12 protein-coding genes and 1 pseudogene are annotated in these 24,785 nt (G+C 51.0%); 10 read left to right on the top strand and 3 right to left on the bottom strand.

All coding sequences use genetic code 11. The features are described 5' to 3' along the window. The first annotated feature begins 266 nt into the window (after positions 1 to 266). The 4 genes and pseudogenes from Q3C19_RS11380 to Q3C19_RS11365 all read left to right on the top strand — a co-directional run bounded on the left by Q3C19_RS11380 (position 267) and on the right by Q3C19_RS11365 (position 3,544). The gene (locus Q3C19_RS11380) at positions 267 to 1,568 is read left to right on the top strand and encodes a TolC family protein (protein ID WP_302729393.1); all 1,302 of its coding nucleotides are present in this window, start codon (positions 267 to 269) and stop codon (positions 1,566 to 1,568) included. Positions 1,569 to 1,681: 113 nt separating this feature from the next. Beyond that, positions 1,682 to 2,224: a hypothetical protein gene (locus Q3C19_RS11375; protein ID WP_277120846.1), complete on the top strand. Its 543-nt coding sequence runs from the start codon at positions 1,682 to 1,684 to the stop codon at positions 2,222 to 2,224. Then, the gene (locus tag Q3C19_RS11370) at positions 2,181 to 2,738 is read left to right on the top strand and encodes a sensor histidine kinase (protein ID WP_277120845.1); all 558 of its coding nucleotides are present in this window, start codon (positions 2,181 to 2,183) and stop codon (positions 2,736 to 2,738) included. Before Q3C19_RS11375 ends, Q3C19_RS11370 begins: the two co-directional genes overlap by 44 nt. A gap of 18 nt (positions 2,739 to 2,756) precedes the next feature. Beyond that, a pseudogene (locus tag Q3C19_RS11365) lies at positions 2,757 to 3,544 on the top strand (LytR/AlgR family response regulator transcription factor). On the opposite strand, the gene Q3C19_RS11360 reads toward Q3C19_RS11365, so the two are convergent. Both Q3C19_RS11360 and Q3C19_RS11355 read right to left on the bottom strand, forming a co-directional pair. Next, entirely contained in the window at positions 3,541 to 6,258 is a 2,718-nt protein-coding gene (locus Q3C19_RS11360; protein ID WP_302729391.1) for a copper-translocating P-type ATPase, read from the bottom strand. The pseudogene Q3C19_RS11365 and the gene Q3C19_RS11360 sit on opposite strands and share 4 nt — an antisense overlap. 239 nt (positions 6,259 to 6,497) lie before the next feature. Beyond that, complete coding sequence (locus tag Q3C19_RS11355; protein WP_302729390.1) at positions 6,498 to 7,850, bottom strand: MATE family efflux transporter; 1,353 nt, start codon at positions 7,848 to 7,850, stop codon at positions 6,498 to 6,500. A 176-nt stretch (positions 7,851 to 8,026) separates the two neighbouring features. Here Q3C19_RS11355 and Q3C19_RS11350 point away from each other — a divergent pair, with 176 nt between their 5' ends. Further along, positions 8,027 to 8,710 (top strand): tetratricopeptide repeat protein, encoded by a 684-nt coding sequence (locus Q3C19_RS11350; RefSeq protein ID WP_302729389.1) that lies wholly within the window; start codon positions 8,027 to 8,029, stop codon positions 8,708 to 8,710. Positions 8,711 to 8,729: 19 nt separating this feature from the next. On the opposite strand, the gene Q3C19_RS11345 is transcribed toward Q3C19_RS11350, so the two are convergent. Continuing rightward, on the bottom strand, positions 8,730 to 12,788 hold the full coding sequence (locus Q3C19_RS11345) for a hybrid sensor histidine kinase/response regulator transcription factor (RefSeq protein WP_302729387.1): 4,059 nt from the start codon (positions 12,786 to 12,788) through the stop codon (positions 8,730 to 8,732). A 210-nt stretch (positions 12,789 to 12,998) separates the two neighbouring features. On the opposite strand from Q3C19_RS11345, the gene Q3C19_RS11340 reads away from it, so the two are divergent. The 5 genes from Q3C19_RS11340 (at position 12,999) to Q3C19_RS11320 (ending at position 24,308) form a co-directional block, all read left to right on the top strand. Next, positions 12,999 to 14,945 carry a glycoside hydrolase family 97 protein gene (locus Q3C19_RS11340; protein WP_302729385.1) on the top strand — a complete coding sequence of 649 codons (1,947 nt, stop codon included), beginning with the start codon at positions 12,999 to 13,001 and terminating at the stop codon, positions 14,943 to 14,945. A gap of 163 nt (positions 14,946 to 15,108) precedes the next feature. Further along, positions 15,109 to 18,267 (top strand): TonB-dependent receptor, encoded by a 3,159-nt coding sequence (locus Q3C19_RS11335; RefSeq protein WP_302729383.1) that lies wholly within the window; start codon positions 15,109 to 15,111, stop codon positions 18,265 to 18,267. A gap of 34 nt (positions 18,268 to 18,301) precedes the next feature. Next, on the top strand, positions 18,302 to 20,326 hold the full coding sequence (locus Q3C19_RS11330; protein WP_302729381.1) for a RagB/SusD family nutrient uptake outer membrane protein: 2,025 nt from the start codon (positions 18,302 to 18,304) through the stop codon (positions 20,324 to 20,326). 26 nt (positions 20,327 to 20,352) lie between these two features. Continuing rightward, positions 20,353 to 21,693 (top strand): DUF1735 domain-containing protein, encoded by a 1,341-nt coding sequence (locus Q3C19_RS11325; protein ID WP_071150575.1) that lies wholly within the window; start codon positions 20,353 to 20,355, stop codon positions 21,691 to 21,693. A gap of 197 nt (positions 21,694 to 21,890) precedes the next feature. Next, positions 21,891 to 24,308 (top strand): sugar-binding domain-containing protein, encoded by a 2,418-nt coding sequence (locus tag Q3C19_RS11320; RefSeq protein WP_302729378.1) that lies wholly within the window; start codon positions 21,891 to 21,893, stop codon positions 24,306 to 24,308. The last annotated feature ends 477 nt before the right edge of the window (positions 24,309 to 24,785 follow it).

The following is a 24,785-nucleotide window of genomic DNA, read 5'->3' as shown; positions in this document are numbered from 1 at the left end:
TATTCACCTTAATCAAGTTTTACGGATGATATTGTTCTGCTTTAGCCTGGTTAAACAGTCAGTTTAGCCTTGGTAAACTCTCAGTTTACTGCCGATAAACCGACAGTTCAAAGCCGGTAAACTCGAAGTTTACTATGGATAAACCGACTGTTTATTTCCGATAAACAGAAGATAAACTGATGCAGCCTTGTTTGTCAGGTGTTTGTAAGCCCCTTGACTTATGGCTGCCAGTTGCAAGACTTAACTTATTTAACAACCATTATCGTATGAAATCAAGATATTCTATCACTATGTGTTGTGCCTTGTTGGCATGTACCCTGCAAGGACTTGCACAGGAACATCCGTTGCTCGATGCCTATCGTGCCCAGGTACAGGCTTACAGTCCCGGCCTGCGGGCTGCCGAACATGCCGTGGGCGCAAGCGATGCAGCGCGGCAGATGGCACGTGCCGACTTTCTGCCCAAGCTTTCGGGAGGGGCCAACTTCAACTATACAGGAGAACCGTTGCAACTGGACGTAAACGTGCCGGGCACAGATGATGTACTTTCCTTCGAAGGAAGAAATACGAAGTACGGCGCTTCGCTCAACTTGTCGCAACCGTTGTATACAGGCGGTGCCTTGCAGGCAGGTTACGACAAGGCACGGGGCGAGGACCAAATAGCCCGTCAGGAAGTGCGTCGCGTGACGAACGATCTGCGATACGAGGCCGACGTACGTTATTGGAACCGTGTGGCCCAGTGCGAGCTGGTGTCTGTAGCCGACCGTTACCGTACGTCGGTAGCGCAGTTGGTTGCGGTGGTTCGCGAACGGGTGGAGCTGGAGTATACCGACCGTAACGACCTGCTGATGGCCGAAGTACGGCTGAACGATGCCGACTATCGGTCGGAACGTGCCCGCAACGAAGCCGAAGTAGCTCGCCTCTCGCTCAACGCTCTGGCCGGAATCCCCTCCGGGGAGCAGATACTGACAGACACGCTGGTGGCAGTTCCTTCTCTGGCCGGATTGTCTTTTCAGGTGGAGGATGCTCTGTCGCGTCGCCCCGAGATGCAGATGGCCGAGACGAACATCGGCGTGCAGCAATCTGCCGCACGCATGGCCAATGCCCGTTATCTGCCTTCGCTTTCAGTGGGAGTGGATGGTAACTACTCGTCGCCGGGCTATGACTTCCGGGCAGATCTCGACCCCAACTATTCGGTTTACGCCAAACTCAGTGTGCCTATCTTTGAGTGGGGCAAACGTCGTCATACCCGCAACAAAGGCCGCTATCAGGTAGACATAGCCCGTGAACGCTGTATGCAGGTGGCCGACGGGCTGCGTCTGGAGGTAGAAACAGCCTGTTGCAACTACCAGCAGGCGATGGAGCAGGTGCGACTGACCGAAAGTTCGTTGCGCAAGGCGGCCGAAAGTGAGACGTTGGCACTGGATAAATATCGCGAAGGCAGTGTCTCCATTGTAGAGGTTATCAATGCACAGCTCTATCATCTGGAGGCACAGCAGAACCATATCCGTTCGAAACTAAACGCCTGTCTGGCAAAAAGTGCATTGCAGCGGGCTTGTGGGGAAGGATAAATCGCTATATTTGCGGGTGTACCGCCGCCGGTGTACAGGAAATTATCCGGATGCGCAGGCGGACTGTACGCCGAAGCTACCGGCTTTGTACAATGAACGAAAACAGAACTCGTATGCGACCGACCAGACAATCATACATTTGGGACATCTTGCTGTATTCCGGATTGGGATGCTTTTCCTATTTCTTCCTGGTGCGCTTTGCCGACATTCCTTTGCGCCATCAGGACCGGCTGCTGACACCCCAAGCCTTTGTAGCTGTGATGCTGTTGTTCAACGGCGTGGGACTGGGAATGCGTTATATCCGGTTGCGGTTGCGGAGCAGCTATCCGGCCTTTCTCGACAACCGGCGGCGGATGGTGCTCTTTCTGGTGCTGTCGGCCTTGTTTCTGTTTGCCCTCAACTATCTGCTGCTGGTATCGGTGAAACTGCTGCTCGACATTCCCCATCCTTTTCAGTTGGTGTATAAGGGGACACGCCTGTTGCTTATTACGTGGCTGACGGAGCTGGTCATTGTCAGTCAGTCGGTCAGTAACCGTTTTTACAGGGACTTGCTTGCTGCTTGCTTACCGCCGTACGCAACAGCTGGAGGAAAGCGCCTTGCAGGCCCGCTACATGGCACTGCAAAGTCAGCTCAATCCGCATTTTCTGTTCAATAGCCTCAATACGCTGATTGCCGAAATCGAATACAATCCGCAGGGAGCAGTCGGCTTCACCCGGAACCTGTCCGACGTTTACCGTTATATCCTGACGTGTCAGGACAAGCGCCTGGTGAGTCTGCACGACGAAATGGGGTTTGTCGATACGTATGTCCAGCTGCACCGTGTCCGTCTGGGTGATTGTCTGACGGTAGACTGGCAAGTGGCCGATGCCATTCGCGAGGAAGCCCAACTGCCACCCCTTACGCTGCAACTGCTGGTCGAAAACATTGTGAAACACAACGTCATCAGTCCTTCGCGCCCGATGACTGTGACGGTGGAGGCACTGACGGACGGAGAAGAAAGTGCCTGGCTGCGTGTGTCGAATCCCGTACATCCCAAGTTGGGAGCTGTTTCAGGCGGACATGGGCTGAAGAACCTGGCGCAGCGCTACCGTCTGCTGTGTGGTAAGGAGATTGTTGTGGAGAAGCAGGAGAATTGTTTTGATGTGAAAGTTCCTTTACTATATGAATGAATACCGATGGATGAATTGATGAACAAGAAGACAATCAGGGCTGCCATCATCGAAGACGAGCTGCCCGCCGCCCGGCTGCTGCAAGGCATGCTGAAAGAGCTGCGCCCCGAGTGGGACATCCTGCTGCTGCCCGGAACGGTAGAGGAGTCAGTACAATGGTTTGCTGCCAATCCTCATCCTGACTTGCTTTTCCTGGATATACAACTGACAGATGGGTTGTCTTTCTACTTCATCGAGCAGGCACAGCCCGAAAGCATGATTGTGTTCACAACCGCTTACGACGAGTACGCCGTCCGTGCCTTCACCGTGAACAGCATCGATTATCTGCTGAAACCTATCCATCGGGAGCGTCTGGCCGATGCCCTCCTGAAGTTTGAACGCCTGACGGCTCCCCGCATCCGTCAGCAAAACAGTCTGCTCGATATGCCCGAACTGCTTCGTGCCCTTGCCGGACATCAGGCAAGCGCCTATCGTACCCGTTTCTTAGTGAACGGTGCACGCAACCTTTACACCCTGGCTGTGGACGAGGTATGTTACTTCTATTCGGAGGAGAAAGTGACCTTTGCCGTGACGGCCGACCGCCGCACGCACATCATCGACCTGCCACTTGCCAAACTGGAGGAACAACTCGACCCGAAACGCTTCTTCCGCGTCAGTCGCCAGTTCATCCTTTCGGCCAACTGTATTCGTGATCTGGAGCCTTACTTCAACGGAAAAAGGTAGTACACGTTACGCCTCCTTTCGACGGCAGCATTCAGGTGAGCCGGGAACGGGTAGCGGCCTTGAAGCTGTGGCTGAACAGTTAGGCCTGTTCAGCCGCCAGAACCTGATAATCTCCGGCTTCCTTCGTAATCTGTGCCTGTAGCTCTTCCAGTGTGTAGCTTTTGCCGTCGGTGAATTCGATAGTGGCTGCGGGCGGGTCGAGGGTGACGGTGGCACGGATGCCTTCCAGACTGTTCAGGGCTTTCTCCACGTGCATGCGGCAGTGGTTGCACATCATGCCTTCGACTTTATAAACAACAGGAGTCGATACAGCAGGTTCTTTTTTCGGCGTTTCTTCGTTTTTCGTTTCTGTTATTTTGCTTTCCGTTTCAACTATCTCGTTTGACAACCCGGTTTCGATGCTATCGGGGTATTTGCCAGAATCGTTTTTCATTCCTATTTTCTTGTTTTTCAGCCTCAGACTATTTGTCACCACACTGACGCTGCTGAAGGCCATGGCTGCCCCGGCTATCATGGGATTGAGTAGAAAACCGCAGACGGGGTAGAGCACACCGGCGGCGATGGGCACTCCTATCAGGTTGTAGAAGAAGGCCCAGAAGAGATTCTGGCGAATGGTTCGCACGGTGAGGTGCGAGAGGCGCAGGGCTTCGGGCAGTTTGCCGAGGTCGCCCGTCAGCAGGGTGATGCTTGCCACGTCCATGGCGATGTCGCTACCGGTGCCCATGGCGATGCTGAGGTCGGCCTGTGCCAGGGCGGCACTGTCGTTGATGCCGTCGCCCACCATGGCTACGGTTTTGCCCTCGTGCTGCAGGCGGGCGATGAACGAAGCCTTTTCTTGCGGCAGCACGCCGGCGTGGTAGTGGCGGATGCCTGCCTGGGCGGCGATGGCGCGGGCAGTGGATTCGTTGTCGCCCGTCAGCAGGTGGACTTCGATGCCCTGACGTTGCAGGGCGGCGATGGCTGGGCGCGAGGTCGGCTTGATGCGGTCGGCAATGGCGGCAATGGCCAGTGCTTCGTGTTCGTCGGCCAGCCAGATGACGGTCTGCGCTTCGGCCGTCAGTCGTTCGGCTTCTTCCTTCAGTTGCGGGCTGACACTGATACCTTGTTCGGTCAGCAGACGGCGGTTGCCGGCGTAGTAGAGGGTGGTGCCCACCGTGCCGCGGATGCCCCGTCCGGTGAGGCTTTCAAATTGCCTAACTGGAGAAATATTTTTCTCTAACTGGGGAAAAATATTTTCCAAGTAGCGGACGATGGCTTCGGCCAGCGGATGTTCGGAGTGTTTTTCCAGTTCGTAGAAGGCTGCGGCCAGACGCTCGTCCTCGTTTTTCCAGCGGAGCGACGTCACTTGCGGATGGCCTTCGGTGACGGTGCCTGTCTTGTCCAGCACGACGGCATTCACGCGTCGGGCGCGTTCCAGACTTTCGGCGTCCTTGATGAGGATGCCCCGTTCGGCTCCTTTGCCGATACCCACCATGATGGCGGTAGGTGTGGCAAGTCCCAAAGCACAGGGGCAGGCTATGATGAGTACGGTGACCAGTGCCAGCAGGCCGTGAGTGAAGCCTCCGGCTGGGTCGAACACCATCCATGCGGCAAAGGCCAGCAGGGCGATGCCCATGATGACGGGCACAAAGATGCCCGCTATGCGGTCGGCCAGCTTCTGTACGGGAGCTTTGCTGCCCTGAGCGTCCTGCACCATGTGGATGATTTTGGCCAGCAGCGTGTTCTTTCCCACCTGTTCGGCACGGAAGACGAAGCTGCCTTTCTGGTTGATGGTGCCGGCATAGACGTGAGCTCCCGCCTTTTTGCTGACGGGCACCGGCTCGCCACTCAGCATGCTTTCGTCCACATACGATTCGCCGCTGACTACTGTTCCGTCCACCGGTACCCGTTCGCCGGGTTTTACCAACAGCAGATGGCCGGGAAGAACCTGCTCCAATTTAAATGAAGAATTAAGAATGAAGAATGAAGAATCTTTGGAAAATGAAGAATGAGGAATGAAAAATGAAGAATCTTCTTGAGGACGTTCAGGCATTGCGCAGCCCAATTCTTCATTCTTCATTCTTAATTCTTCATTTAAATAGGGTTCTTCATTCCCAACAAGCGTTACCGTCTTCGGCTGCAGCCCCATCAGCTTCTTGATGGCACTGGTAGTGTTGCCTTTGGCACGCTCTTCGAGCAGACGGCCCAGCAGAATGAAGGCGATGATGACGCTGGAAGCTTCGAAATAGACGTGCGGCTCGATGCTCCGCGACAGCCAGAAGTCGGGAAACAGCAAGTTGAAGACGCTGAACAGGTAGGCGATGCCGGTGCTGAGGGCTACGAGGGTGTCCATGTTGGCTGCACCGTGTTTCAGTTGCTTCCAGGCATTGATGTAGAAACTTCGGCCTAACCAGAATACTACCGGCGTGGCCAGTATGCCCGTCACCAAGCCGGCATAAGGCATGTCCATGAAGACCATGCTGATGACGATGATGGGCAGCGACAGGACGATGGCCCACGTGGCGCGGAATTTCAGTGCCTGGTATTTCTGCCGGTGAGCTTGCTCCACTTCGTCGGCTGTATGTTCGTCGGTGTGTATCAGCAGGTCGTAGCCGGCTGCCTGTACGGCCTGTTGCAGGGATGCTTCGTCGCAGCAATCGGAGTCGTACTCGACGGTAGCCGTGGCGGCGGCATAGTTTACTGCCGCGTGCCGGACACCCGGCTGATGATTCAGTGCCTTGTCAACCCGCGCTGCGCAGGCGGCACAACTCATGCCCATCACAGGGAAGGTTTTCTGAATGGTATTCTTGTTGCTCATGTTATCCTTCTTTTGGCTTTTCGCGGTGCAAAGATACGGAAAACGGAGGACGTTGTGTCGGGAGTGGCTGTTAAAAGATGTGAGTTGTTCTGCCTGTCAGCCCCCGTCTGGAAGGCTCTGAGAAGGGGGGCTGAGCCGTGCAAGTGTGGCTCGCGAGCCGTGCAAGTGTCTCTCGTGAGCCGTACAAGTGTCTCTCACGAGCCGTGCAAGTGTCCTGCAAACGGGGAACAAAGGTGGCTTTAGCCTACTGCCGGCGAGGCGAATGCACGACGCACAACTCCGCGGCTCAGCACCGTCTGTACGGCTCCGCGCACAAACAGGTAAACGATGAAAGCCAGCCACAACGCATGATTGCCCAGTACCGGCCGGAGCCCGTAGTGCAGGGCGAAGAAGCAGACGGCAGCCGCAGCCATGGAAAGAAGCATGCCGCGGGTGGCAGTGGCACCGATGAACACTCCGTCCCAAATGAATGCCGCCACGCCGGCAGCAGGAATGGCCAGTGCCCAACCGAAATAGCTGTCGGCAGCGGCGGTCACCTGTCGGTCGTCGGTAAGCAGGCACAGGAAGGCATTGCCCCCGAAGGCATAGGCCAGGGTGAAGAGGACCGCCATCAGGAAGCCCCACACGAAGAGCCGCCGCACCGTATCACCGAATGCCGCACGGTTGCGCGCTCCGATGTAACGCCCGCTCATGGCCTCGCCCGCATAGGCAAAACCGTCCATCACGTACGAGAAAAGGGTGAAGAGCTGCATCAGCAAGGTGTTGACCGCCAGTATGATTTCTCCCTGAGCGGCACCGGCCGAGGTAAAGAACAGGGTGACTGCTACCAGGCAGAGCGTGCGCAGAAAGATGTCGCGGTTGACGGCGAAGAAGCGCCGCATCGCCTGGCGTTCCCACAATCCGTTGCTACCTGCATCCGAGCCACCGCCTTGTCTGCCGGGCAGATACTTCTTCAGTTTGCCATATTGGCGCAGCCATAGTGTCAGCCCCATGACAAAGCCGGCATATTGCGCAATGAGTGTGCCCAGTGCCACGCCCTCGACCTTCATGCCGCATCCGAAGACCAGGCTGAGGCTGGCCACGATGTTGACCACGTTTTGCGTAATGGCGATAAACATGGGTGTGCGCGAGTTCTGCATGCCGATGAACCAGCCCGTCAGTCCATACAGCCCCAGCATGGCAGGAGCTCCCCAAATGCAGATATGAAAATAGACGGTCGCCATCCGGCGCACTTCGTCGGTGGGCTGTATCAGCAGGAAAGCCGCCTGACGGATGGGCACTTGCAGGGCGATGAGCACCGCTGCCACCGCCATGCCGATGCCTACGGAGCGGAGCAGGATGCGAACCACCTCGGGCAGATCGCGCCGCCCCAGTGCCTGCGAGGTCATGCCGCTGCTGCCCATACGCAGGAAACCGAATATCCAGTAGATGATGTTGAACAGCATTCCGCCCACGGCGATGGCGCCGATGTAGGCCGGTGCGCCGAGGTGTCCCACGATGGCCACGTCGATGAGGCCGAGCAGGGGCACGGTGATGTTGGACACGATGGACGGCAGGGCAATTTGCAGGATTTGGCGGTCTCTGGGCTTCATGAAATTTCCTCTTTTTTCTTTGGGCGGCAAAAGTACACAGAAAAAAGGAAAAAACGGACAGAAAGATTAACAATAATTCAACTTCGGCGCGTTGTTTGTTGTTATGGAAATATCTACATTTGTAGGTGGTTTCCCGAGACGGGGAATCTGGATATAAACCTATCAGTCTTACATCAATGAAAACCTTAACTTTGCTTCTATCTATTGTTTTGTGCTGCCCCTTGGCGCTCTTTGGCCAGTCGGCCGCTGTGTTGCTGGAGAAGGTTGCCGAGGCACTTGCTTCGGGAAACGATGAGTATGCCGTCAGCCTGTTCCGTCAGTCGGCTGTAGCCGATGCCGAGCAGACGGAAATGTTCTACTGGACCCACGTCAACAAGAATGCTGCGGTGGCTCCTCGTCTGGCTCAGGAGCTGGCTGTGCGTTACAAAAAAATCAGGAATTACGATAAAGCCTATCTTTTCTATCGGGAAGTGTTGCAGGCGCATCCTCAGGATGTGCCCACTCTTGTGTCGTGTGCCGAGGTACAGTTGATGCGGGGCGAGTCGGACGATGCAAAACGTATTTACGAACAAGTGATGACGCTCGATCCCGAGAACCTTCAGGCCAACATCTTTCTAGGCAATTATTTTTACCTTCAGGCCGAGCGTGCCCGAAACAAGCTGAACGAGGACTACCGAAAGATAGCTTCGCCTACGCGGATGCAATATGCCCGTTACCGTAACAGCCTGTCGGACATCTTCTCGAACAGTTATTCCAAAGCCCGTACCTACTTGCAGAAGGTACTCCAGCTGTTCCCCTCGACCGAGGCCGGAAAGACGCTGGAGAAAATCAAAAGCATCGAACTGGAAATGAACCGTTAATCGACGGAGGAAGCGACGCTTAGGATGGCTCGCCTCCGGCCTTTTCGCGCAGCTGTTTCAGGTATTCGGACGGTATTACGCCGTACTCTTCCTTAAAGCATTGGCGGAAGTAGAACAGGTTGTTGATGCCAACCTTGGCCGCTATCTCCGAGATGGTGTATTTCCCTTCAAGCAGGAATTGCTCGGCATATTTCATTTTCATCTTGCGTACGTACTCGTTGGCCGACATACCGGTCAGCGCCTTCATCTTGCGGTACAAGGTAGAGCTGCTCATGCACATCTTGTCCGAAAGGTAGCCTACGTCTATCTTGTCCGACGACAGGCGGGCTTCTATCAGTTCGTTGATTTTATGGATAAACTCGTTGTCGAGCTTGTTGAGCGACTCCATGACAGCAGCCGACTTGCTTGGCGCCTCACCCGACTTGCTGCGGAAGTGTTCCGACAGGATGCGGCGGTTCTGAATCAGGTTCTCGATGCGGCTGTGCAGCAGGCTGGCGCTGAAAGGCTTGGTCAGGTACGAGTCGGCACCCACGGCATAGCCTTCTTCCTTGTCGTGTAGCGAGTCTTTGGCTGTAAGCAGGATGATGGGGATGTGGCTGGTGCGCACATCGCTTTTCAGGGCACGGCACATTTCGTTACCGTCCATCACGGGCATCATGATGTCGCTCACAATGATGTCGGGGATTATTTTCAGTGCAATGTCTCTTCCTTCCTTGCCGTTGGCAGCCGTACGTACGTCGAAGTGTTCGCTGAACGATTCGGCAATGTAGTCGCGGATGTCCTGGTTGTCTTCTACGACCAGCAGGATGGGACGTTCGTCGGCATTCGGTTCCGGCTCCTGTTCCGTGGTTTTCTCTGCATCGTTCTGCTGGATATCGGTGTGCAGGGCGTTGGGGTAGAAGTTATCGGTCAGCAAGCTGATGCGGAACGTGCTGCCTTGATTGAGTTTGCTTTCGACGCTGATTTCGCCTTCGTGCAGTTTGACGAGGTTCTTTACCAGTGCCAGTCCGATGCCCGTACCCGATGCCTGGTGCTTTCCACCTTCCTGATAATAGCGTTCGAAGATGTGGGGTAGGGCATCCGGATGAATGCCGTAGCCGGTATCGCTTACCCAAAGTTCGGTGTAGCAGATTCCGGTACGCTCGGCGAGGCGTATTCCGATGGTGATGCTGCCCTTTTCGGTGTATTTGATGGCATTCGAGATGAGATTGTCCAATATGGACTGTATCATCTCTTTGTCGAAATACATCGTTATGTTTTCCTCCTCTATATCCAGTTTGATTTCTACATCTGGCTTTTGGTTCAGTTCTCTGTATTTCAGTCCGGTTTCGTGTACCAGTGCGGCAATGTTGCCCCGGCAGACACAAAGTTTCCGGTTTTGGGTTTCGGTCTTGCGGAATTCCAGAATCTGGTTGATGAGGTTGAGCAGGCGTATGGCACTCTGATGTATGACGCTCAGTTTCTGAGCATCTTTGGCCGAAAGCGAATTGTTTTTCTGCATATCCTCCAGCGGTCCCAGTATCAGGGTGAGCGGTGTGCGCAATTCGTGAGTGATGTTGGTATAGAAACGCAGACGTTCGTTGTTCAGTTCCTGTTCATGTTGCAGGTTCTGTTTCTCCAGTTTATACAGGGTTTCTGCATCCAACCTTTTCTTGTAGATGTAGAGCAGCACCGACAGAATGGAGATGGCCAAGGCAAAATAAATCGTTTTGGCCCACCAGGTAAGCCATAAGGGAGGGTCGATGTATATATCCAGCGTAGTCATGTTGTCGGCCCATTCCTGATTGCGCATACGTGTTCTTATCTGCAACTTGTATTTTCCGGGCGACAGGTTGCGGAAAGTCAGGTTATGGATGTCGGTCACGGTGTACCATGCATTTTCGAGTCCCTTTAGCATATAGGCATACTCCACCTGGTCGGTCAGGGCATAGTTCTGAATGTTGAAGGCTACGCTGAAACTGCTTTGCCAATGTTCCAGTTCTATGCTTTTTTTGCCGTTTAAGGGTATGATGACAGGCTTGTTTTCGAAGTTTTCGCTGGGCTCGTGGATAACCAGATAATTGATGAATGCCGGTGGCGACTGACGTTTCTGTAATACCAGTTCGGGGTTGAAGTAGCACAATCCGTCTATGGAGCCGAAGTACAGGCGTCCTACCGAATCGGTTGCCGTGCAGTTATGGCTGAAGTTGCCTAGTGGCAGGTTATCGTGCTGGTCGTAATTGTACAGGGTGTCTCCATCGTTGCACAGGCAGCTGATGCCTTTGTTGGTGCTGAACCAGATATTGCCCTCTTTGTCTTCGTTGATGGCCTGAATGTGTGTATTAACCAGTCCGTCTTCGCGTCTGTATACTTTGTAATCCCGCTTTTTCAGTGAAGGGAAACATACCAGTCCGTCGCCGGTGGCAGCCCACATGCGGCCTTTACTGTCTTCGTAAAGAGCATTGAGGGTGTTCGACGGAAACTGGCTGGCTACGTTGAAAGAAGCTATGGGATTGAACGATTCGTCAAATATTGTTAGCCCGCCTCCGAAGTAGCCTACCCAAAGCTGTCCTTCCGAGTCCTTTACAATGCACCGTACCAGATCGTTTGTCGAGCCGTAGTGTGCTTTTATCTTGTGTGTATTGCGGTCAATCTGGTAAATGCCTTCGCTGGTGCTGGTCCATATATTCCCTTCTTTGTCCTCGTGGAAAGCTCTGACATCGACATGACTTTGTGCAGGCGGAAGTATCTGTTTGAAGTTGCGGATTTGTGCATCGTAGTAGAGGATGCCTCCATAAAAAAGGCCGAACCATAGTCCTCCTTTCGAATCGCACAGAGATGCCTGTATGGGTGCACCGGACAAATTCTTGTTCCGGCTGTTATAGCAATCTACCTGTTTTCCCTTTCTGAACAAGTCGATTTCGCCTTCGTCCATACCTATCCATAGATTACCTTGACGATCGGCACAGACACTTGACACAATTTTACTGGTCAGGTGGTTATCCGTGTAAGGGAAAGGAGAATACTTGTATACGGAGAATAATGGCTGGCTGCGGTTGATGAAGTTGATTCCACCGCCGTAAGAGCCGGCCCATACATTGTTGTATGTATCTTGAAACAGGCAGCGGATGGTTGCTTTGGACAAGCCATACTCGTTGTTTTCTTCTTTGATAATTGTCAGATTACTGTGATCGGGTGCATGGAACATGTGTTGTGAGAGGTCCATTATGGCAATTCCACCGAACTCCATGGCTATCCACAGCTGGTTGTCGTTCAGCTGTTTTATGTCGTGTATGCGGTGCGAAAGGTTTTTGTCTTTATCGTTGAAGCGGATGAACTTTTCTGCTTCCGGATTGAATAAGGCAAGTCCTTTTCCTGTTCCTACCCAGATGTTTCCGTTGCGGTCTCTGCATATGCTTCCTACTTCGTTGGAAGGCAAACTGTTGGCGTCGTTGGGGTCGTGGGTGAAGTTTTTGATAGTTTTCTCTTTGGTAGACAAGATACTGAATCCGTTTTCAGCATGGCCGACATAAAGGATTCCATCTTCTCCTTTCTCAATGGCCCAAATACCGTTACAGGGAAAGCCGGGTACGGTTTGCGAATTGTAGTGGGTGAATTTACCGGTCTTTTTATCCAGATACTCAATGCCGCTCCAATAGGTACTGATGAAGAGATTGCTGTCATTGGCAGCTATAATGCGGGTTATGTCGTTTGTGATAAGACTTTCCGGATTGTTGGGATCGTGCTGGTAGACGGTAAAGGTGTTTTGGGCATAATTGTATGCATTCAGTCCGTTGCGTTGTGTTCCTATCCAGAGTATGGAATCCTGAGGATCGTCAAGTACACAGTTCAACTCGTTGCCGGCAAGGCTTTGTCGGCTGTTGTTTTCTTCTTTATAATAGGAAGAGAAGTTGACACCGTCAAATTGGTTCAATCCTTCTTCCGTCGCAAACCATAATACGCCCCTTTTATCCTGAGCGATGCTTACGACGTGGTTGTTGGACAATCCTTGCTTGATGCCTAGATGTTTTATAATATAAGGCTGCGCTGTTGCAGTAAGTGGCAGCAGGATACATAAGGTGAATAAGACTTTTTTCATTGTTACATGCACTTCTTGTTCAGTCAGCCAAAAATACGAATAAATTCGTTAGTTCGTGTATACGGATCGTTCATTGACCGATTTGTATTCATTCATTGCACGATTTCGAGTGTCTCATTCGTTTGCTGTAGGATATATTTGCATTCGATTTGAAGAATATGATTTATTCTTTCTTTTAACCCCGATTCATAATTAATTAAATAGTTTACCATGAAAAATGTAAATCAGTTGGCATTATTATTACTGCTGAATGCCTGTTCGGTTGCCGCTCAGGATGTAACGGTAAGCGGACCGGATCAGAGGTTGCAAGTTGCTTTTGACTGTCAGACCGACGGTGGGCTTGCTTATTCGGTCGTGTACGATGGAAAAACAATGTTGGCGAATTCTCCTTTGGGACTTGAAACCAACATGGGAAGTTTTGTGAAAGGTCTGAAACTGGAGCGTCACGAGATTCATTCTATTGATACAGTCTACGAACAGTCGCGTATCAAAGCGTCGCGCATTCATTATCAAGCTAATGAACTGACTTGTCATCTGACGAATGCCGAAGGCAGGCAGATGGCTGTCACCTTTCGTGTCAGCAACAATGATGTAGCACTTCGTTATTCTTTACCTCGTCAGCACGGCACAGGAAGTGTGCGTATCATGTCCGAAGCCACCGGCTTCCATTTTCCGGAACAGACTACTACATTCTTGTGTCCGCAAAGCGATGCCATGATTGGCTGGAAGCGGACGAAACCCAGTTACGAAGAAGAATATAAAGTAGATGCGCCCATGAGCGACCGTTCGCAATATGGCCATGGATATACTTTCCCCTGTCTGTTCCGTGTGGGCGACGAAGGTTGGGTATTGGTCAGCGAAACCGGTGTGGACAGTCGCTATTGTGCGTCTCACCTCAGTGATGCCGAGAACGGCTTATACCGTATAGCGTTCCCTATGCCCGAGGAGAACAACGGCAATGGTACAGTAGAGCCGGCGTTTGCTTTACCTGGTAGTACCCCTTGGCGTACGATTACTGTAGGCGAAAGCCTGAAACCTATCGTTGAAACAACTGTTTCTTGGGACTTAGTAGAACCCCGTTACACTACGAAGCAAGATTATCGCATGGGACGCAGTACGTGGAGCTGGATTCTGTGGCAGGATGACAGCTCGAACTTCGACGATCAGGTGAAATATGTCGATTTGGCTGCGGCGTTAGGATATGAGTACGTATTGGTAGACAGTTGGTGGGATAACAATATGGGATATCAGAAGATGGAAAAGCTGGTGGAGTATGCCCGTAGCAAAGGAATAGGAATCTTCTTGTGGTATAGTTCCAGCGGTTATTGGAACGACATCGAACAAAGCCCTATCAACAAAATGGATAATGCCATTATCCGTAAGCAGGAGATGAGCTGGATGCAGAAGTTGGGTGTAAAAGGTATTAAAGTGGACTTCTTTGGTGGTGACAAGCAAGAAACGATGCGCTTGTACGAAGATATATTGAGCGACGCCGACGACCACGGACTGATGGTTATCTTCCACGGATGTACTTTGCCACGCGGATGGGAACGCATGTATCCCAACTATGTGGGTAGCGAAGCGGTACTGGCTTCCGAGAACCTGATTTTCAACCAACACTTCTGCGACAACGAGGCGTTTAATGCCTGCCTGCATCCGTTTATCCGCAACACGGTGGGCTGTATGGAGTTTGGCGGTACGTTCCTCAACAAACGTCTGAATCGTGGTAACGATGGTGGCACTACCCGTCGCACGACCGATGTCTTCCAGTTGGCTACTGCCGTACTGTTCCAGAATCCGATCCAGAACTTTGCACTGGCTCCCAACAATCTGACCGATGCTCCGCAGCTGTGCATCGACTTTATGAAGCAGGTGCCTACTACGTGGGACGAAGTCCGCTTCATCGACGGTTATCCGGGCAAGTATGTCGTTCTGGCACGCCGTCATGGTGATACGTGGTACGTGGCTGGTATCAATGCCACCCAAGAGCCGTTGAAGCTGAAGGTAGACTTGCCTATGTTGTCCGGCAAAACAGTTTCTTGCTACAAGGATGACAAAAAACAGCAACCGATGTGTGAGTCACTGAAAGTAAAAGCTGATAAAAAAGTCCAGCTCTACATTCTTCCGCAAGGAGGCGTTGTCTTGGTCGGAAAATGAAGCTTATAACGCTCAGAATAGCCTACAGGGCATGTTTAGAACATATATTGAATGATTTGTATATGTCCAAATCACGATTTCGAGTTGCTTTTTCGTGCTCTGTGGGATAATTTTGTATTCCAAAATAATATCAATTTTTATATTAACTTTAATCTATTAGCAAATGGATTCAGAACTAATGAAAAACAATCGAAAACTGGTAATGAGCCTGCTCCTTTGTGCTGGTTTCATTAGCGGTAATCCTCTTGTTGCAGTTGCTGGTTCGGGTGATCTTTCCGTACAGGGGGTCACTCAGAGTACGACAAATCCCAAGCGTACACTGCTTGGTACTGTAGTCGACGCTTCGACCGGTGAAGCGTTGATTGGTGTAAACATCCGGTTGAAAGGAACGGATACGGGAACCATTACCGATATAGATGGTAAGTTCTCTATCGAAGTTACCAGCAAATCGGAACTTTTGGTTTCTTATATCGGTTATAAATCGCAAGAACTGGTTGTTGGCGATCTGGGTGTCATGACCATTAAAATGGAGTCGGACAACGAAGTGCTGGACGAAGTTGTTGTTGTAGGACAAGGTACTCAGAAGAAAGTATCAGTTACAGGTTCTATTACTACCATTAAGGGTGCTACTCTGAAGGCTCCGTCATCTTCACTGACCAATGCTTTGGCCGGTAAGTTGTCGGGTATCATTTCGATGACCAATAGCGGTGAGCCGGGATCTGCTTCTGAATTCTATATTCGTGGTATCAATACCTTTGGTGGTGTAGCTACTCCGCTGATTCTGTTGGACGGTGTGGAAATTTCATCAACTGACCTGAACCGTATTCCGGCGGAGTCTATCGAGAGTTTCTCCTTGTTGAAGGATGCTTCGGCTACAGCTATTTATGGTAACCGTGGTGCGAACGGTGTCATGTTGGTTACCACCAAGAAGGGTGCTGAGAATACGAAAGCTACGGTAAACGTATCTTTGGAAGCTTCTTATTTCAAGCCGATGAATGTTGTAGAATTTGCCGACGGTGCTACTTATATGCGTACTTATAACGAAGCTGCACAGGCAAGAAGTGCTACAACCATTACTTCTCCCCGTTATACGGAAGAGCAAATACAGAATACGGCCAACGGCACGAATCCGTATGTCTATCCCGATGTGGACTGGTACGACCTGCTGTTCAGGGATGGTAACTATAACCAGCGTGCCAATATCAATGTTCAGGGTGGTGGATCGCGTGTATCTTATTATTTAAGTTTACAGGCCAATCACGATACCGGTTTGCTGGATGCTCCGACTGATTATTACTACAATCCGAACATTAATAACTGGGAATATAACTTCCAGAATAATATTTCATATAAGCTGACCAATACCACGACGGTCGACTTGCGCATGATGGCTCAGATCGGTAACCAAAAAGGTCCTAACTATTCAACTTCCGATTTGTATAAGGCTGTTATGTCTGCCAATCCCGTTTCATTCCCTGCTTATTTCCCCGGTGATGATGAGCACATCTATTTTGGTAATGCAGAAGTAAAATCGGGTGTGTATGGTACGAACCCTTATGCTTATATGATGAGTTCATTCAAGGAAACCAACTATAACACATTGAACACTTCGCTGAATTTGACTCAAGATTTGAGTTTTATTACAGAAGGTTTGAGTGTGAAGGCATTGGTGAATTTTAAGAACTGGTCTCAGTCTTATTATTCCCGTTCACTGACACCTTATTATTATAGAGTAAAAGATGGTTCTTATGATCCGGCTACAGATACTTATGACCTGGAACTGCTGCAAACAGGTACTGACTATGTTAGCCAGTCCGGAGTCACCAAATCGGCCGATCAGACATTTTACTTTGATGTTCGTGCCGACTGGAAGCGCAGCTTCGGTGAACATAACCTGTCGGCGATGTTGATGTACATGATGCGTGAATATCGTAGTGATGTATTGCCTAACCGTAATCAGGGTTATTCCGGCCGTCTGACTTACGACTATGCCAACAAGTATCTGTTTGAGTTCAACTTTGGTTACAACGGTTCCGAACGTCTGGCCGCCGGCGAGCGTTTCGAGTTCTTCCCTGCAGCTTCTATCGGTTGGGTGGCAAGTGCAGAAAAATTCTGGGAACCGATTTCTCAGTATATCAATCACTTCAAGATCAGAGCATCTTACGGTCTGGTAGGTAGTGACCAGTTTAACGGAAGTGCTCCTCACTTCTTGTACCAAAATAACATCAGCATCGGTGCCGGACATAATTTCTGGACGGGTCTGCCTACCAACGAAACTTTCCGTAGCGGTCCTGCCTTCTATGTATTGGCTGTTGAAAATGCCGGTTGGGAACACGTAAAGAAGTTTGATATCGGTGTGGATATGTCAATTCTGAATCAGGTGAACATCACATTTGATTATTTCCACGACCTTCGTGACCGTATTCTGATGGCTCGTTCTTCATGGCCTAATCTGTTGGGATATTGGGGTTCGGTACCTTGGAGTAATATTGGTGAAGTAGTGAATCAAGGTGTGGAATTAAGCGTCAACTGGACCAAACAGTTCGGTAAAGACTGGACGGTAGATTTCCGTGGAAACTTCACTTATAACCAGAACGAATATAAGTATGTAGACGAACCTGAATATCCGTATGTATGGCAGACTAAGACTGGGAAACCGCTGAACGTACAGACAGGTTACATTGCCGAAGGCTTGTTCTCAAGTCAGGAGGAAATAGACAACTGGGCCGACCAGTCACAGCTGGGTGCCAACATCATGCCGGGTGATATCAAGTATCGTGACGTGAACGGCGACGGACAGATTACGACCGAAGACCAGGTTATGTTGTCGCCTTACGATGAAATCCCCCGCATACAGTACGGTTTCGGACTGAACGTTTCGTATAAGAAGTTCGATTTCGGCGTATTCTTTAACGGATCGGCTAAACGTAAGATTATGATCAACAGTGGTTATGCTCCCTTCTTGTCGGGTGGTGGTGACGGATCGAACGTAGAAAGTCTGGAACGAAACCTGATGCAGTGGATTGCTGATGATCATTGGTCGGTAGACAACCCCAACCCGAATGCCGCTTATCCGCGTCTGGGTATCACAAGTGCCGACATCAACAACAACATTCAGCCTAGCTCTTACTGGTTGCGCAATGGTAACTTCCTGCGCTTTAAGACACTCGAAATCGGTTACCGGTTCCCGATGTGTCGTGTTTACTTCAGCGGTGATAATCTGGCTGTATTCAGTCCCTTTAAGTTGTGGGATCCTGAACTTGACTGGAACTCTTATCCGTTGCAACGTACATTTAACTTAGGCGTTCAGTTTACATTCTAAAAAAGTTGGTTTAACTTACATTGTATATAAAGATATGAAACTTCTAAAGAAAATAACCCATATAACGCAGGCTTTACTGATACCGTGCTGCCTGCTCACTTCGTGCAACTATCTGGATGTCATTCCGCCTGCACAGGCCGACTTCGACGATACGATGAAAGATGAGGCTGCTACCTTAAGCTTCCTGTACACTTGTTACGGTTATGTACCCCGTTGTCAGGTTTACGACTTCAAGGCTTACGAATTGTCGGCCGATGAAGTAATCTTCCCGAAGGATTGGGACATGTACGGTCAGCAAATGGCTTGGGGAACAATATCGCCTTCTTATTATAAAGTGTGGAGCGGCAGTCAGACTTCGGACGATTTCAACATTTGGACTCCCAGCTACAACTGGATTGGTTATGTTCATCATTTCCTCAGTCTGATTGACGAGCTGCAACCGACGGGTGTGACCGAGGAGGATAAGGCCCAGTACAAGGCTGAGTGTTACTTCCTGGAGGCTTACTATCATTTCCGTGTCTTGCAGGCTTTTGGTCCGTGTCCGATTATTCCTGAAAAAGTAGATCCGAACATTACGAACGAAGAGATTCCGGGACGTTCCCACTTCGATTATTGTGTGGACTGGATTGTTCAGAAACTGGACGATGCAGCTGCCGTACTTCCCGCCGTCCGCGAAACGGCTGACCTGGGACGTGCAACTTCTACCATCGCCAAGTGTCTGAAAGCTCGTGTACTGTTGTATGCAGCTTCTCCGTTATGGAACGGTTCATTCCCTACACCGAGTTGGAAGAATACCAATTACGAGACTCCGGGCTACGGTTACGAACTGGTCAGCTCTTCTTATGATGAAACGAAGTGGACGCGTGCGCTGACTGCCTGTCAGGAAGCTTTGAGTGCTGCTCAGGCTGCCGGTTACCAACTTTTTGATATTGAAACAGCCAATGAGAAGGCAGAACGTGACGGCATCGACTTGCCGTTCATTCCGGGACGTGAAGAAGATACGGAAGAGAACATCCTGTTCAAACAGCGTGTCCGTATGTTCCAGTATCTGGTAACTGCTACCGAGGGCGACAATAACAAGGAACTGATTTGGGGCCAACGTATCGACTCTGACGGAACCAACAGTGGTGAAGCTACCACAGCCCGTCTGCCGAACCGTGTAGTGAAGAAAAGTGACGGAAGCTGGAACGGTGGTTGGTCTGGATTTGCACCGACTTTGTACACTGTACAGCATTTCTATACCGAGAATGGTGAATTGCCCGAGGACGATCCTGACTTCTTCCCGCAGAGCGAGTGGTATACGCGTTTCTATGAAGGAGCTTCCAGCCCGTCGCTTACAACCGATTTGGATGGTGAAGATGTCAAGAACGATATTATCAAGTTGAATGCCAAGCGCGAAGCCCGTTTCTATGCCTGGATTGCCTACGACGGATGCGAATATGCCAAGAAGATTAACAACGGAAACCCGCTGTGGTTGAACTTTAAGAACACGAATACCAATGGTTGGCGTGCTTCCGATTCGCGTAATATCTCAGGAACCGGTTACCTTTCGAAGAAGTTCATCGATCCGGCTATCAACTACACAACGAGCGGTTCGACCAATCATGCTGCTGCCCGTCGTCCGTACATCCGTATGGCTGAGTTGTACTTGAACCTGGCCGAATGCTACGCTGCTCTGAATCAGGAAGGTGAGGCTTTGAACAATCTGAATATCATCCGCAAACGTGCCGGTATCAGAGACCTGACGTCGGCCGATCTTTTGGAAATGAGCCTGATGGACTGGGTTCGCAACGAACGTTTCGTGGAACTGTTTGAAGAAGGACACCGTTACTACGACCTGCGTCGTTGGGCGATTGCTCCCGACAAACTGAAAGCGGGTACACGCTTTGCCCTGAACGGTCTGACGCTGAATCCGACTTTCGAGGAGTTCAATACTCCGATGCTCATCGACCAGCCTTTCAAATGGGATACCAAGCAATATCTGCTTCCTGTATGGTCGAGAAGTGATTATGATGAACTTTACAGCAACCCGCAGATGGTACAGGCTCCGGGATATTAATCGTCTTACTATAAACAACACATTCTATGAAAATTAAAAATATATGGTTGGCAGGCGGATTGCTTCTGTTGGCAGCCTGCAACGAGTCGGAATACGATCTGGAGAATCTGGTTCCGGCGGAATATCATAAGATTCTTTACGTGAACAACAGTGGCAAGCAGGAACTTACCCTGTTCGATACGGAGGAAGATAATACGTACTCCTTCTCGGTGTTCAAGGCGGGCAGTGACCCTTATCAGACGGCTTCGGTCGATGTCAATGTCCTGTCGCAGGAAGAAGTGGACAACGAATACAGTCAGTTGGAAGGTGTCAGCTACAAAGTGCTGAGTACCGACTGCTACTCGCTTGGCACTACTCATCTGGATTTCTCGGTCGACGACCGTTACAAACTGGTAGACATCGCGCTGAAGCCACAACAGGTGAAAGCGTTGATGGCGACCGATCCTGAGTCGGTATGGGTGTTGCCTCTGCATGTGACCAGTGAGAGCGACTCTATCAATGCCAATAAGGATGAACTGTTCTTGCAGATTATGGATGTTATTATGCCGGCACTGGGCTTTACCAGTACATCAGTAACTGTCGACCAATACAATTACGGTTCGGCACCGGATCTTAACAAGAACATTGGTATCGGACTCGATACCGACAACAAGTGGGACATTACAGGACAGTTGGTGGTAGACGAAGCCTACATAGCTGAGTACAACGAAGAAAACGGTACCGTTTATCAGATGCTGCCCGAAGGAACCTATACCGTTCCCGAGTCGGTAACGCTGGCTGCAGGTATCACCAATTCGAGCATCTCGGTTGCCGTGAGCGCCAGTGCATTGGAACCGGGCGACTACATGTTGCCTATCCGCATCGAAAGCGTTTCGCAGTTCTCTATTTCGTCTAGCAATGCCGTTTATCCGCTGGCTATCCGCATCATGGCTCCCGAACTGGATCGTACCGGTTGGACTGCCGAAGCCAATACGGAAGAGCTTGTAGGTGAGCTTCCAAGCGGTAAAGCTGATTGTGCTCTCGATGGTGATTTAGGCACTTACTGGCATTCTATGTGGAATAGTGGAGTCAATCCGGGTATGCCTTACGAAATCATTGTTGACACGAAGTCCGAGCATACTTTCTCGCAGTTTGCTTTGGTTCAGCGCCAGCACGACAGCTATATGGATACCGCTTACGGTAAGTTCTACGTCAGCTCCGATAAGGAAGAGTGGACCGAAGTAGGCAGCTTCTCCATGCAGCAGGTAATGACTGCCCAGACGTTTGGTGTGATTCCGACCGAAGGACGCTACTTTAAGGTCGTAATCGAAGCCAGCTACCGTGGCAACAATGCTTCGCTCAGCGAAATCTACGCTTACGGATTCTAAAGGCAGACGTTCTGCTGGAAGGCTCTGAGTATACAGCAGAGGGCGAGTCAAAATTAAGAAGTATTATTTAAACTCCCCTCCTTCTGGAAGGAGGAGAGTTTCAGATACTTTTGTTTTGACTCACCCTCTTTTATTTTGCCGATGGAAGTTTTTATATCTTTGCATTATAGAATACGATTAAACGATTTTTCTTTATCATGAAAAACAGGCTGATTACTTTGCTGCTGGGGCTGTTCTTTGTTTGGGCTCCAGTGATTCCGGCCGCTGCCCAGGTATCCTTTGGCAAAGCCGGTAAGTTTAACGACGGATGGCTGTTCACGCTCTCCGACGATTCGTTGATGTCCTCTACCGACTACGATGACGCCCGCTGGCGCAGGCTCGATTTGCCTCACGACTGGTCGGTTGAACATCATTTGTCACCTTCGCTGGCCAGCTGTACCGGCTATCTGCCCGGCGGCGTGGGCTGGTATCGCAAGCATTTCCGTATCGACGACGATGCGGCACGTCATTACATCTACTTCGAGGGTGTATACAACCGCAGCGAAGTCTATCTGAACGGGCATCTGCTGGGCAAGCGTCCGAACGGTTACATTTCCTTCATGTACGACCTGACTCCTTATCTGAAGGAAGGCGACAACGTGCTGGCGGTACGCGTGGACCACAGCCGGTCGGCCGATTCGCGCTGGTACACGGGTTCGGGCATCTATCGCGACGTGTGGATGGTGTCGGCTCCAGAGGTTCATTTTGCACAATGGGGCATTGGCTGGCATGCCGTTTCGCTGACCGATCGCAGGGCGGTGATTGCCGTTGACGTGGAGGTGGAAAAGCATGTGGAGGCCACAGGACGGATGGAAGTGCGGACGGCTTTGTTTGATGCCGAAGGCCGTTGTGTGGCTCAGACTTCCGGACGTGTGACTGACGGTAAGATTGGGCTTTCCAAACAGACGTTAACCTTACGGGTGAACCGTCCTAATCGGTGGAACCTTGATACACCTTATTTATATACGTTGAAAACGGAATTGCTGTCTGACGGCAAACGTCTGGACGGCAGCGAAACGAAAGTCGGACTGCGTACGCTGGAGTTCGACCCCGACAAAGGATTTGCGCTGAATGGTCGTTGGATGAAGGTGAAAGGCGTCTGCCTGCATCACGATGCCGGTGTGCTGGGTGCCGTAGTACCGCCCGAAGTGTGGGAACGCCGTCTGCTCAATATTAAGCAATATTTAGGTGCCAATGCTATCCGTCTGAGCCATAACCCGCAGGCTCCTGTTGTGTATGATTTGTGCGACCGTCTAGGCCTGCTTGTAATGGATGAGGCTTCGGACGAGTGGGAGTTTCCCAAGCGGAAATGGGTAAAAGGTTGGAATAAGGGAGAACCGGTTTTCCAAGGTTCGTTCGACTTCTTCGAAGAATGGATTGAGCGCGATGTGACGGACATGGTACGGCGCGACCGCAATCATCCTTCCGTTTTCCTGTGGAGCATAGGTAATGAGGTGGACTATCCGAACGATCCTTATTCACATCCGATATTGGATGGAAGTACCATTAATCAGCCCATGTTTGGTGGCTACAAGCCCGATGCTCCCGATGCCATGCGTATCGGCGTCATTGCGCAGCGGCTGGCTGCTTGTGTGAGGGCGGTGGACACAAGCCGTCCGGTGACAGGTGCTTTGGCTGGTGTGGTGATGTCCAACCAGACGGCTTATCCCGAAGCTGTCGACGTGGTGGGCTACAACTACACCGAAAACCGTTATGATGAAGACCACGCCACATACCCCGACCGTGTCATCTACGGCAGCGAGACGGGTTCGGGCATTGATGCTTGGTATGCTGTGAAGAATAAAGACTTCATATTCGGTCAGTTCATCTGGACCGGTACCGACTATCTGGGTGAGGCCGGTGCATGGCCTTCACGTGGATTGGGAACCGGATTGCTTGATTTTTCCAGTCTTCCGAAGCCCCGCGGACATCATCGTGCTTCGCTGTGGTGCGAACATCCGGTGACCTACATCGGCACCTATCCCAAGGCCGACTATCTGTCGCCCGATGCCTGGGACATCTGGAACTACGAACCGGGGCAGATGGTGCGCGTGGTGTGTTACACCAACGCTCCGCAGGCACGCCTGCTGCTCGACGGCAAGGAAGTGGGAGCCCTGAAACCTTACGACCCGCAAAGCGGCATCATCCATTGGGACATTCCCTATCAGGCAGGCGAACTGCGTGCCGAAGGTTGCGACGAGGCGGGCCAGGTGCTGTCGTCCTATAGCATCCGTTCGTCTGGTCGTCCGTATGCTATCCGTGTCAGTGCCGACCGCACGTCGCTGTCGGCCGACCGTGCTACGGCCCATCTGACGGTAGAAGTGGTCGACGAACAAGGCATCGTGGTGAAGCTGGCCGACAACGATATTCGTTGCACCATCGAGGGTCCGGCACGTCTCCTGGGACTTGAAAACTCGAACAACAGCGACATGAGCGACTACACCGCCCGCCATCGCCGCGTATTCCAAGGCCGTCTGCTGGCTTACGTGCAGACTACGGGGCAGAAGGGCGACGTGCGCATCCGTTTCACTTCGCCTTTGCTTCAGGGAGCCGAAGTCCTGCTTCGGGCGGAATAGGCTTCGACTGCGAACAACACTTGCATGGCTCGCGAGCAACACTTGCACGGCTCGCGAGCCGTACTTGTATTATTCGTGAACATTGCTTGTTACGTTGAATTACTATTGATGTTACACTGCTAAAGTAGGTAGTTACGAATGAAAAGTGAATAATGAAAAATGAAAAACGGGTGAAGGATGGATACGCGGACGACGCGGAGAGGGACGGACGAACACGGATAAGCATGGATAAAAAGGAGAAAAGGGAAAATTAATAATTAAATCCGCGTTCATCCGCCTCGTCCGTGTAGTCCGCGTATCCATCATTCACCACAATTCGTTTATATTCAGATGCTTGCGGTGAAACTTCACCCGACAGGCTCTTGCACTCATCACGGCTGTAGAAACGGCCTGTTTTTCCCTAGTTAGGAAAAATTTTTTTTCTAACTGGGAAATAATTTTTTCCTAACTGGGAAAAAAACTTGCAAAACTGGCATC

Origin of the sequence: Bacteroides sp. ET489 (assembly GCF_030518095.1) — a bacterium.
In the GTDB taxonomy this organism is placed as follows: domain Bacteria; phylum Bacteroidota; class Bacteroidia; order Bacteroidales; family Bacteroidaceae; genus Bacteroides; species Bacteroides ndongoniae.
This window is presented reverse-complemented; position numbering and strand designations above follow the sequence as displayed.